The organism is Acidovorax sp. sic0104 (assembly GCF_019219095.1).
Lineage (GTDB): Bacteria > Pseudomonadota > Gammaproteobacteria > Burkholderiales > Burkholderiaceae_C > Acidovorax.
In genome coordinates this window covers 105,653-116,969 of sequence record NZ_JAHUWH010000014.1, presented here as the reverse complement: position 1 = coordinate 116,969, position 11,317 = coordinate 105,653, and the positions used below count along the sequence as shown (strand labels likewise).

General features: G+C 65.4%; 10 protein-coding genes. 9 read left to right on the top strand and 1 reads right to left on the bottom strand.

The genetic code is table 11. From position 1 onward, the window contains the following. The first annotated feature begins 6 nt into the window (after positions 1-6). From KW835_RS20370 to KW835_RS20355, 4 genes are all read left to right on the top strand, one after another. Complete coding sequence (locus tag KW835_RS20370) at positions 7-1,482, top strand: NADH-quinone oxidoreductase subunit M (protein WP_218385809.1); 1,476 nt, start codon at positions 7-9, stop codon at positions 1,480-1,482. A gap of 13 nt (positions 1,483-1,495) precedes the next feature. Further along, entirely contained in the window at positions 1,496-2,989 is a 1,494-nt protein-coding gene (gene nuoN / locus KW835_RS20365; RefSeq protein WP_218385807.1) for an NADH-quinone oxidoreductase subunit NuoN, read from the top strand. A gap of 34 nt (positions 2,990-3,023) precedes the next feature. Beyond that, positions 3,024-3,329 carry a DUF2818 family protein gene (locus KW835_RS20360; protein WP_218385805.1) on the top strand — a complete coding sequence of 102 codons (306 nt, stop codon included), beginning with the start codon at positions 3,024-3,026 and terminating at the stop codon, positions 3,327-3,329. Positions 3,330-3,394: 65 nt separating this feature from the next. Then, entirely contained in the window at positions 3,395-3,904 is a 510-nt protein-coding gene (locus KW835_RS20355) for a DUF1178 family protein (RefSeq protein WP_218385803.1), read from the top strand. Between the two features lie 193 nt (positions 3,905-4,097). Here KW835_RS20355 and KW835_RS20350 read toward each other — a convergent pair whose 3' ends face one another. Next, complete coding sequence (locus tag KW835_RS20350; RefSeq protein ID WP_218385801.1) at positions 4,098-5,912, bottom strand: ABC transporter transmembrane domain-containing protein; 1,815 nt, start codon at positions 5,910-5,912, stop codon at positions 4,098-4,100. A 314-nt stretch (positions 5,913-6,226) separates the two neighbouring features. On the opposite strand from KW835_RS20350, the gene KW835_RS20345 reads away from it, so the two are divergent. From KW835_RS20345 to KW835_RS20325, 5 genes are all read left to right on the top strand, one after another. After that, complete coding sequence (locus tag KW835_RS20345; RefSeq protein ID WP_218385800.1) at positions 6,227-6,997, top strand: ABC transporter ATP-binding protein; 771 nt, start codon at positions 6,227-6,229, stop codon at positions 6,995-6,997. Between the two features lie 238 nt (positions 6,998-7,235). After that, positions 7,236-7,967 (top strand): ABC transporter ATP-binding protein, encoded by a 732-nt coding sequence (locus KW835_RS20340; RefSeq protein ID WP_218385798.1) that lies wholly within the window; start codon positions 7,236-7,238, stop codon positions 7,965-7,967. 66 nt (positions 7,968-8,033) lie between these two features. Further along, complete coding sequence (locus KW835_RS20335) at positions 8,034-9,233, top strand: ABC transporter substrate-binding protein (RefSeq protein ID WP_218385796.1); 1,200 nt, start codon at positions 8,034-8,036, stop codon at positions 9,231-9,233. A gap of 142 nt (positions 9,234-9,375) precedes the next feature. Further along, entirely contained in the window at positions 9,376-10,260 is an 885-nt protein-coding gene (locus KW835_RS20330; protein WP_218385794.1) for a branched-chain amino acid ABC transporter permease, read from the top strand. A gap of 15 nt (positions 10,261-10,275) precedes the next feature. Continuing rightward, complete coding sequence (locus KW835_RS20325; protein ID WP_218385793.1) at positions 10,276-11,298, top strand: branched-chain amino acid ABC transporter permease; 1,023 nt, start codon at positions 10,276-10,278, stop codon at positions 11,296-11,298. Positions 11,299-11,317: the final 19 nt, after the last annotated feature.

Here is an 11,317-nt window from a genome sequence, read left to right as displayed (position 1 = left end):
CAACAAATGGGTCTGTTGAGTCTTGCAATCTGGGCACCGATCGCCTTCGGTGTGCTGCTGCTGGCCATTGGGCGGGATGAGCACGCCCGCGCGGTGCGCTGGCTGGCGCTGGTCGGCGCCCTGATCGGCTTCGTGGTGACGCTGCCGCTGTACGAGGGTTTCAAGCTTGGTACCGCCGCGATGCAGTTCGTCGAAAAGGCGACCTGGATCGAACGCTTCAACGTGCACTACCACCTGGGCGTGGACGGCATCTCGTTCTGGTTCGTCCCGCTGACCGCTTTCATCACCGTGATCGTGGTGATTGCCTCGTGGGAGTCCATCACCGAACGCGTGAACCAGTACATGGGCGCGTTCCTGATCCTCTCCGGTCTCATGATTGGCGTGTTCACGGCCCTGGACGGCATGCTGTTCTACGTGTTCTTCGAGGCCACGCTGATCCCGATGTACCTGATCATCGGCATCTGGGGCGGTCCGAACAAGATCTACGCGGCGTTCAAGTTCTTCCTGTACACGCTGCTCGGCTCCCTCCTGATGCTGATCGCGCTGATCTATCTGTACAACCAGTCGGGCGGCAGCTTCGACATCGCCACCTGGCACCAACTGCCCCTGAGCGGCCGTGCGCAGACCCTGCTGTTCTTCGCCTTCTTCGCAGCCTTCGCGGTCAAGGTGCCGATGTGGCCGGTACACACCTGGCTGCCCGACGTGCACGTGGAGGCGCCCACGGGCGGCTCCGCCGTGCTGGCGGCCATCATGCTGAAGCTGGGGGCCTACGGTTTCCTGCGGTTCTCCATGCCCATCGCGCCAGACGCATCGCGCGAATGGGCCTGGCTGATGATCGCGCTGTCGCTGATCGCGGTGATCTACGTGGGTCTGGTGGCCATGGTCCAGAAGGACATGAAGAAGCTGGTGGCGTATTCGTCCGTGGCGCACATGGGCTTCGTGACCCTGGGCTTCTTCATCTTCAACGACCTGGGCGTCTCAGGCGGCCTGGTGCAGATGATTGCCCACGGCTTCGTGTCGGGCGCGATGTTCCTGTCCATCGGCGTGCTCTACGACCGCGTGCATTCGCGTGAAATCGCAGCCTACGGTGGCGTGGTCAACACCATGCCCAACTTCACGGCCTTTGCGCTGCTGTTCGCCATGGCCAATTGCGGCCTGCCGGGCACGGCCGGATTCGTGGGCGAGTGGATGGTGATCCTGGGTGCGACCAAGGCCAACTTCTGGATCGGCCTGGCCTCGGCCACTGCACTGATCTTCGGTGCCGCCTACACGCTGTGGATGTTCAAGCGCGTTTACCTGGGCCCCGTGGCCAATGACAACGTCAAGGGCCTGACCGATATCGACAGCCGTGAGTTCCTGGTACTGGCCGTGCTGGGCATCGCCGTGCTGGCCATGGGCCTGTATCCCCGCCCGTTCACGGACGTGATGGACACCTCGGTGGCGGAACTGCTCAAGCACGTTGCGCTGTCCAAGCTGAACTGAGAGATTCAAGAAGATGATTGACAACATCAGCTGGCTTGCGATTTACCCTGAAATCGTGCTGTTGACGATGGCCTGCGTGATCGCGCTGGTCGACCTGGGCGTGCACAGCGCCCGCCGCACCGGCACGTACGTGCTGACCATGCTCACACTGGCCGTGGTTGCGGCCCTGCAGGCCATGTATGCCAGCAGCGGCAATACCTTCTACGGCTTTGGCAACATGGTCGTGAGCGATGCCATGGGCAACTGGCTCAAGTGCTTTGCCACCGTGGCGATGATGATCACCCTGGTCTACGCACGGCCCTATGCCGCAGACCGCGGCATGATGCGCGGCGGCGAGATGTTCACGCTGTCGATGTTCGCGCTCCTGGGCATGTTCATCATGATCTCGGGCAACAACTTCCTCGTGATCTACCTGGGCCTGGAACTGCTCACCCTGTCGAGCTACGCGCTCGTGGCCCTGCGCCGCGACAACGCCACCGCCACCGAAGCGGCCATGAAGTACTTCGTGCTCGGTGCCATGGCCAGCGGTTTCCTGCTGTATGGCCTGTCGATGATCTATGGCGCCACGGGCTCGCTCGATATCGGCCAGGTCTTCAAGGCCGTCAATTCCGGCCAGATCCGCCACCAGGTGCTGGTGTTCGGCCTCGTGTTCGTGGTAGCCGGTCTGGCCTTCAAGCTGGGCGTAGTGCCTTTCCACATGTGGATTCCCGATGTGTACCAGGGCGCCCCCACGGCCGTCACGCTGATGATCGGCGGCGCGCCCAAGCTGGCGGCGTTTGCCATCACCATCCGCCTGCTGGTGGACGGCCTGCTGCCGCTGGCGATCGACTGGCAGCAGATGCTGGCGGTGCTGGCCATCGGCTCGCTGCTGGTGGGCAATCTGGCCGCCATCGCGCAGACCAACCTCAAGCGCATGTTGGCGTACTCCACCATTTCGCAGATGGGCTTCGTGCTGCTGGGCCTGATGTCGGGTGTGGTCAACGGCAATGTGGATGCCACCGCTGTCGAGAATGCCTACAGCGCCTCGATGTTCTACGTGGTGACCTACGTGCTGACCACGCTGGCCGCCTTCGGCGTTATCCTGCTGCTGGCCCGCGAAGGTTTCGAGAGCGAAGAGATCTCGGACTTTGCCGGCCTCAACCAACGCAGCCCGCTCTACGCCGGCATCATGGCCGTGTGCCTGTTCTCCATGGCGGGCATTCCTCCGTTGGTGGGCTTCTACGCCAAGCTCGCCGTGCTGCAGGCGCTGGTGGCCTCGGGCCAGACCCTGTACATCGCCATGGCCGTCTTCGCCGTGATCATGTCGCTCATTGGTGCCTTCTACTACCTTCGCGTCGTCAAGGTCATGTACTTCGACGCACCCCTCACGGCCTCCAGCGTGTCGGCTCCTGCCGATGTGCGCGTGGTACTGACGCTCAACGGTGCACTGCTGCTGGTGCTGGGCTTGCTGCCCGGCGGCTTGATGGCCCTGTGCGCCGACGCTGTGGTTCGCGCCCTGGCGACCTGAGCGCCCGCTCGTTTCGCGCCTGATTCTTCGCACCGTGTCTCTTACCGGGTCGGTCTGGCTGGTCATCATCGCGGCGCTCATCGCCGCGAACCTGCCTTTCGTGAATCATCGCTGGCTGGTGGTGGGGCCTGCCGCCCCGCAGCACAAGCCCCTGGCGGGTCGGGTGGCCGAGCTGGTCCTGATGTACTTCATGGTGGGCGGGCTTGCGCTGCTGCTGGAGCGCCGTGCCGGGCAGATCGCGCCGCAGGGATGGGAGTTCTACGCCATCACCGGCACCCTGTTCCTGACGCTCGCCTTCCCGGGCTTCGTCTACCGCTACCTGCTGCGGCGCCACGGCTGATTCAGCGGTACCGATAGCATCCAGATCCCGGTTCCGTTCCGTCTGCTGCCATTGCTTTCATCATCATGAAGGTGCTTGATCTCCAATGCCGCCATGGCCATGTCTTTGAAGGCTGGTTCGCGTCGGAGGACGATTTTCAGAGCCAACGGGAGCGCAGCCTGGTGCAGTGCCCGATGTGCGCGGACGACCGCATCGAAAAGCGCCTGAGCGCGCCGCGCCTGAACCTTGGCGCGCGGGAACCTGCGGCAACACCACCCGCAGCATCGGGATCGGCTCTTGCCAGAAGCGCGCAGGCAGGCTCGATGGCGCCGTCCGACGCAGCCCCCATCGACGCGGGCATGCTGCCTCCGGCCCTGCAGGCCGCCTGGCTGGAGCTGGCCCGCAAGGTCGTCGCCAACACCGAGGACGTGGGTTCGCGGTTTGCGCAGGAAGCGCGGCGCATGCACCATGGCGAGGTCGAGGAGCGCGCCATCCGCGGCCAGGCCACGCCCCATGAAGCGGTGCAACTGCTGGAAGAAGGCATTGCGGTGATGCCGCTGCCTCTGCCTGCCGCCGCCAAGGAAACCCTGCAGTAGCGTAGCGGGCTGCCGCAGCGAGCGGGTTCGCTTCACAGTCGCCGTCGCCGTATCTCCACCGCTGTCGGTGTCGTTCAGCCAGACTCACGGCCTGTAGTGGGCTGGTTTTTGGGCTATTTTGGCCGCCGAAGCTTGAGCAGCAAACGCTGAAAGCTATAAATTCAGTAGCGTTGTGCCTGGCGCCGCCCCGTGGTCAGGCCGTGAACTGCAAGGCTGCCAGCCGCGCATAGACGCCACCTTGCGCGAGCAGGGCGGTGTGTGTTCCCTGCTCCACGATCCGCCCGTGCTCCAGCACCACGATCCGGTCCGCGTTCTGCACGGTGGCCAGGCGGTGGGCGATGACCAGGGTCGTGCGGCGACCGGTGTGGCGTTGCATGGCGGTGTCCAGGGCGGCCTGCACCATGCGTTCGCTTTCTGCGTCCAGCGCGCTGGTGGCCTCGTCCAGCAGCAGCAAGGGCGGGTCCTTGAGCATGGCCCGCGCGATCGCGATGCGTTGGCGCTGACCGCCCGACAGGCGCACGCCGCGCTCGCCCAGAAAGGTGGCGTAGCCCTCGGGCAGGGCCACCAGGAAGTCGTGCGCAAACGCGGCGCGCGTGGCGGCCATCACCTCCTCGTCGGTGGCATCCGGGCGCCCATAGCGGATGTTCTCCATCGCCGATGCCGAGAAGATCACCGCGTCCTGCGGCACGGTGCCTGTGCTGGCGCGCAGCGTGGCCAGCCGCAGGTCCTGGATGTCCACGCCGTTCAGGCGTATCCGGCCCGCCGGGCGGCCGTCCGGGCCGGTGTCCACATCGTAGAAGCGCTGCAGCAGCTGGAACACCGTGGTCTTGCCGGCGCCGCTGGCGCCCACCAGCGCCACGGTCTCGCCAGGCGCCAGGTGCAGTGAAAAGTCATGCAACGCAGGCTGGTCGGGCCGCGACGGGTAATGGAACTGCACGTTGTCGAACTCCACCGCCAGGCCCTGGCCCGACAGCGGCAGTTCCCGGGGGGCCGCGGGGTCCGCCACGGGGGATCGGCTGGACAGCAGCTCCATCAGGCGCTCGGTGGCGCCTGCGGCGCGCAGCAGGTCGCCGTAGACCTCGCCCAGCACGGCCACGGCACCCGCCAGCAGGATCACGTAGACCACGGTCTGTCCCAGGTGCCCGGCGGTCATCTTGCCGGCCAGCACGGCCTCGGTGCCACGGTACAGCCCCCACAGCAGCAGCGCTGCGTTGGCCACGATGATGAAGGCCACAAGCAGTGCCCGGGCCCGGCTGCGCGTGATGGCGACCTGAAAGGCGTTCTCGGTGGCCTGCATGAAGCGGTGCGTCTCGCGCGGCTCGGCCGTGTAGCTTTGCACCACCGGCACGGCATTGAGCACCTCGGCCGCGATAGCGCTCGAGTCCGCCACCCGGTCCTGGCTGTCGCGCGACAGGCGTCGCACGCGCCGCCCGATCCACATCGTGGGCAGCACCACCAGCACCACGGCCGCCAGAACGATCGACATGACGTACGGGTTGGTCCAGACCAGCATGGCCAGTGCGCCCACCCCCATCACGGCGTTGCGAAGCCCCATCGACAGCGACGAGCCCACGACCGTCTGCACCAGCGTCGTGTCGGCCGTGAGCCGCGAAAGCACTTCACCCGTCTGCGTGGTCTCGAAGAACTGCGGGCTTTGCCGCAGCACGTGGCCGTACACGGCATTGCGCAGGTCGGCCGTCACGCGCTCGCCCAGCCAGCTCACCATGTAAAAGCGCGCCGCCGAGAACACGCCCAGCGCCACGGCCACGGCGAACAGCGCCTCGAAGTGGTTGCGCAGCGCCATGGTCTGCGCTCCCTTGTCGGTGCTGACCAGGCCCGAATCCACCAGGTTGCGCAGCGCCAGCGGAAACGCCAGCGTGGCCAGGGCCGCGAGCACCAGGAACACCACCGACAGTGCGATGCGGCCTCGGTAGGGCCTCAGAAACGGGAGAAGGCCGCCAAGGGAGCGGGGCGCGCCGCGTGCCGGCGATGAGGTAGGGGTTGCCATGGGCGAAGTGTAGGGGCGCCAGCGAGGCGCCGGGTCTGCGCGGTCTGGCGGAGCGCTGGCATGTGGGTGCGATGTGCTGATGGCCGCTGTCGCCAGCCGGCACCCTTGTTGGAGGCGGCCAGCCCGTGCCGGCGTGTGCCGCAGTTGCGGGCCCGGTATCCGGGACGTCGCTTAGGCGTAAATACATAGGCATTAGTCCCAGTATCTACCGCAGGGTAAGCAGGCATACGATGCACGGCGACACAACGTACGCACGGGAGCCTTGGCCTGCCAGGCTTTCTTTCTCAGCCCCCTTACGGAGCGACCCTGGCGCAATGAGCGACGTCATCCTCGAAACCCACAGCCTGACCAAAGAGTTCAAGGGATTCACCGCGGTGAGTGATGTGAACCTGGCCGTGCGCCGCGGCTCCATCCATGCACTGATTGGCCCCAATGGTGCAGGCAAGACCACCTGCTTCAACCTGCTGACCAAGTTCCTCACACCCACCTCGGGCACCATCCGGTTCAACGGGCACGACATCACCCGCGAGCAGCCTGCGCAGATCGCGCGGCGTGGGGTGATCCGCTCGTTCCAGATCTCCGCCGTGTTCCCTCATCTCACGCTGATCGAAAACGTGCGCCTGGGCCTGCAGCGCAAGCTCGGCACGTCGTTTCACTTCTGGCGCAGCGAGCGCAGCCTGCACCAGCTCGATGACCGGGCCATGCAGTTGCTGGCCGAAGTGGGCCTGACCGACATGGCCGATGAAGTCACGGTGAACCTGCCCTATGGCCGCAAGCGCGCCCTGGAGATCGCCACCACGCTGGCCATGGAGCCCGAGCTCATGCTGCTGGACGAGCCCACGCAGGGCATGGGCCACGAGGACGTGGACCGGGTCACGCAGCTCATCAAGAAAGTGTCTGCGGGGCGCACCATCCTCATGGTCGAACACAACATGAAAGTCGTCTCCACGATCGCTGACCGCATCACCGTGCTGCAGCGCGGCGCCGTGCTGGCCGAAGGTCCGTACGCCGAAGTGTCGAGCAACCCCCAGGTGATGGAAGCCTACATGGGCACCACCGACGGCCAGCTGCAGGGAGCGCATTAGATGAAGCTCCCCCTGAGTCGCTTCGCGCCTCGGTGCCACCGCCAGAGGCGGTGTCTCTTCGGGCACGTCCAATCCTGCGCAGGCAGGATTGGAGCCTCGGCCCTCAGCCCCTCTCTCGTCTCGCTGCGCGAGTCGGGAGGGGGACGCCCCCAGCGCGGCGGGGCGGCCCTTGCGCGGGGGCGCTGGCTTCGATCGCGACGGTTGCGGCGGACAGCGTGCGGGGCAATGGATAACTGAAATGGCAAATACCCCAATCAAGAACGGTGTGCCCGCACTAGAAATCAAGGGCCTCGAAGCCTGGTACGGCGAATCGCACGTGCTGCATGGCGTGGACATCGTCGTGCAGCCGGGCGAGGTCGTCACGCTGCTGGGCCGCAACGGGGCTGGGCGCACGACCACCATGCGCGCCATCATGGGCCTCACGGGCGCGCGCAAGGGTTCGGTCAAGATCAACGGCGTGGAAACCGTGAACATGCCCACGCACCGCATTGCACACCTGGGCGTGGGCTACTGCCCTGAGGAGCGTGGCATCTTCTCCAGCCTGTCGTGCGAAGAGAACCTGCTGCTGCCGCCAGCGCTCAAGACCAACACGCCCGGCATGTCGGTGCAAGAAATCTATGCCATGTTCCCCAACCTGGCCGAGCGCAAGAACAGCCAGGGCACGCGCCTGTCGGGCGGCGAGCAGCAGATGCTGGCGGTGGCCCGCATCCTGCGCACGGGGGCCAACCTGCTGCTGCTCGATGAGATCTCCGAAGGCCTGGCGCCCGTCATCGTGCAGGCCCTGGCCCGCATGATCACCATGCTGCGCGAGAAGGGCTACACGGTGGTCATGGTGGAGCAGAACTTCCGCTTCGCCGCGCCGCTGGCCGACCGCTTCTACGTGATGGAGCACGGCCGCATCGTCGAGAAGTTCGGCGCTTCCGAGCTCACCGAGAAGATGCCCGTGCTCAACGAACTGCTGGGCGTCTGAGGGGCCGATGCCCGGCGCTTCCTCCCATTTCCTTTCTTCAACCACCACACCCACAGGAGACAATCCATGAAGAAGAACCAACTCACCGCGCTGGCACTGGTGCTGGCCGCAGCGGGCCTGGCGACCTCGGCGGCGCACGCGCAGGACAAGGTCAAGATCGGCTTCATCACCGACATGTCCAGCCTGTATGCCGACGTCGAAGGCAAGAACGGTGCCGTGGCCATCCAGATGGCCATCGACGACTTTGGCGGCAAGGTGCTGGGCATGCCCATCGAGCTGATGAGCGCCGACCACCAGAACAAGGCCGACATCGCGGCGTCGAAGGCGCGCGAATGGATCGACACCCAGGGCCTGACGATGATCTTCGGCGGCACCAACTCCGGCACCGCCCTGGCCACGGCCAAGGTCGCGCAGGAGAAGAAGCGCGTGTACATCAACAACGGCGCGGCCAGCTCGGCGCTGACCAACGAGCAGTGCTCGCCCTACACCGTGCACTATGCGTACGACACCGTGGCGCTGGCCAAGGGCACGGGCTCGGCCATCGTCGACACCGGTGGCAAGAGCTGGTACTTCCTGACCGCAGACTACGCGTTCGGCCACGCGCTGGAAGCCGACACCACCACCGTGGTCAAGGCCAAGGGCGGCAACGTGGTGGGCGCCGTGCGCCACCCGCTCAATGCGTCGGACTTCTCGTCCTTCCTGCTGCAGGCGCAGAACTCCAAGGCCCAGATCCTGGGGCTGGCCAATGCCGGCGGCGACACCATCAACTCCATCAAGGCCGCCAAGGAGTTTGGCATCGGCAAGAGCATGAAACTCGCCGGCCTGCTGATCTTCATCTCCGACGTGCACAGCCTGGGCCTGCGCAACACCGAAGGCCTGCAGTTCACCACCAGCTGGTACTGGGACCTGAACGACGAGACGCGCAAGTTCTCGGCCCGCTTCTTCGAGAAGACCAAGCGCATGCCCACCGAGATCCAGGCCGCCGACTACTCCGCCACCATGAACTATCTCAAGGCCGTGGAAGCTGCCAAGAGCGTGGACGCCGACAAGGTCATGACCACATGGCGCGGCATGAAGATGAACGACTTCTTCGGCTCCGGCCAGCTGCGCCCGGATGGCCGCTACGTGCACGACATGTACCTGATGGAAGTGAAGAAGCCTTCGGAATCCACCAAGCCCTGGGACTACTACAAGCTCGTGAAGAAGCTGCCCGGCGACACGGTGTTCACCACCAAGGCCGAGAGCAAGTGCGCGCTCTGGAAGTAGCCAACCCCTGAGAGCGCGGACGCAAGCCCGGGGGCCTCCACGGCCCCTGGCCTTTTGATTCCGGCAGTGCTGCTGCTGCTGCCTGCCGGACCGCCCCGCCTTCTGCTCTGAACCCTTTCCTCTCCACCTGGCCCTGCCTCCCATGGAATTCTTTGGTGTCTCATTGCCCGGCTTGCTCAGCCAGCTTCTCCTGGGGCTGGTCAACGGGTCGTTCTACGCAATTCTCAGCCTGGGGCTGGCCGTCATCTTCGGCCTGCTGAATGTCATCAACTTCGCGCACGGCGCGCTGTTCATGACCGGCGCCCTGATCACCTGGATGGCGATGAATTACTTCGGCATCAACTACTGGTGGATGCTGGTGCTGGCGCCGCTGGTGGTGGGGTTGTTCGGGGTGGTGATCGAGCGCCTGCTGCTGCGCTGGATCTACAAGCTCGACCATCTGTACGGCCTGCTGCTCACGCTGGGCCTCACGCTGCTGATCGAAGGCGTGTTCCGCTCCATCTACGGCGTGTCGGGCCTGGGTTACGACACGCCCGAGCTGTTGGAGGGCGCCACCAACCTCGGCTTCATGATCATGCCCAACTACCGCGCCTGGGTCGTGGTGGCGTCGGTGGTCGTGTGCCTGGGCACTTGGTACGTGATCGAAAAGACCAAGCTCGGCGCCTACCTGCGCGCCGGCACCGAGAACCCGCGCCTGGTGGAGGCCTTCGGCATCAACGTGCCCGTGATGGTGACCCTGACGTACGCCTTCGGCGCAGCGCTCGCCGCATTCGCGGGCGTGCTGGCCGCGCCGGTCTACCAGGTCACGCCGCTCATGGGCCAGAACCTCATCATCGTGGTGTTCGCGGTGGTGGTGATCGGCGGCATGGGCTCCATCATGGGCTCCATCCTCACCGGTCTGGGCCTGGGCGTCATCGAAGGCTTCACCAAGGTGTTCTATCCCGAAGCGTCCTCCACCGTGGTGTTCGTCATCATGGTCATCGTTCTCCTCATCCGCCCCGCCGGCCTGTTCGGCAAAGAAAAGTAAGCAGGGGCCGCTCGCATGAACCTCAAGAACATCGCCCCCATCGGCTACGGCCTGCTGCTGCTGGGCCTCATCGCCGCGCCGTTTCTGGGTGCCTATCCCGTCTTCGTGATGAAGCTCATGTGCTTTGCACTGTTTGCTTCGGCCTTCAACCTGCTGCTGGGCTTCACCGGGCTGCTGTCCTTCGGCCACGCGGCCTTCCTGGGCGGCGCGGCCTACGTCACCGGCCATGCGATCAAGGTCTGGGGCCTCACACCCGAGGTCGGCCTGCTGCTGGGTACGGCCGGCGGCGCGCTGCTGGGCCTGCTGTTCGGCTGGCTGGCCATCCGCCGCCAGGGCATCTACTTCTCGATGATCACGCTGGCGCTGGCGCAGATGCTGTTTTTTGCCTGCCTGCAAGCGCCCTTCACCGGCGGCGAAGACGGCCTGCAGGGCGTGCCGCGCGGCAAGCTGTTCGGCCTGATCAGCCTGCAGAGCGACCTGGTCATGTACTACGTGGCCTTGGTGATCGTGGTGCTGGCGTTCCTTGTCATCGTGCGCACCATCCACTCGCCGTTCGGCCAGGTGCTCAAGGGCATCAAGGAGAACGAGCCGCGCGCCATCTCGCTGGGCTACGACACCCACCGCTTCAAGCTGCTGGCCTTCGTGCTGTCGGCCGCGCTCGCGGGCCTGGCAGGATCGCTCAAGACCCTGGTGCTGGGCTTTGCCACGCTGTCCGATGTGCACTGGACGGCCTCGGGCCAGGTCATTTTGATGACGCTGGTGGGCGGCCTGGGCACGCTCTCGGGCCCGCTCATCGGCTCGGCCGTGGTGGTGCTGCTGGAGAACAAGATCGGCGAGTTCGGCAACCTGCTGGCGGCGTTGACCAGCGTGGAATGGTTCAAGACCCTGGGCGAGTCCGTCACCATGGTCACGGGCCTGATCTTCGTGATCTGCGTGCTGGCCTTCCGCCGCGGCATCATGGGCGAGATCATCGCCTGGATGGACCGGCGGCGCGGTGGTGGCGGCAAAGCGGGCGGCGGCACGGGCACCCCGCATTGATCCGACACCCGGCGTGGGC

Coding starts and splice junctions, on each gene's coding strand:
- KW835_RS20370 (WP_218385809.1), top strand. CDS start 7: ATGGGTCTGTTGAGTCTTGCAATCTGGGCACCGATCGCCTTCGGTGTG.
- nuoN (WP_218385807.1), top strand. CDS start 1,496: ATGATTGACAACATCAGCTGGCTTGCGATTTACCCTGAAATCGTGCTG.
- KW835_RS20355 (WP_218385803.1), top strand. CDS start 3,395: ATGAAGGTGCTTGATCTCCAATGCCGCCATGGCCATGTCTTTGAAGGC.
- KW835_RS20350 (WP_218385801.1), bottom strand. CDS start 5,912: ATGGCAACCCCTACCTCATCGCCGGCACGCGGCGCGCCCCGCTCCCTT.
- KW835_RS20345 (WP_218385800.1), top strand. CDS start 6,227: ATGAGCGACGTCATCCTCGAAACCCACAGCCTGACCAAAGAGTTCAAG.
- KW835_RS20340 (WP_218385798.1), top strand. CDS start 7,236: ATGGCAAATACCCCAATCAAGAACGGTGTGCCCGCACTAGAAATCAAG.
- KW835_RS20335 (WP_218385796.1), top strand. CDS start 8,034: ATGAAGAAGAACCAACTCACCGCGCTGGCACTGGTGCTGGCCGCAGCG.
- KW835_RS20330 (WP_218385794.1), top strand. CDS start 9,376: ATGGAATTCTTTGGTGTCTCATTGCCCGGCTTGCTCAGCCAGCTTCTC.
- KW835_RS20325 (WP_218385793.1), top strand. CDS start 10,276: ATGAACCTCAAGAACATCGCCCCCATCGGCTACGGCCTGCTGCTGCTG.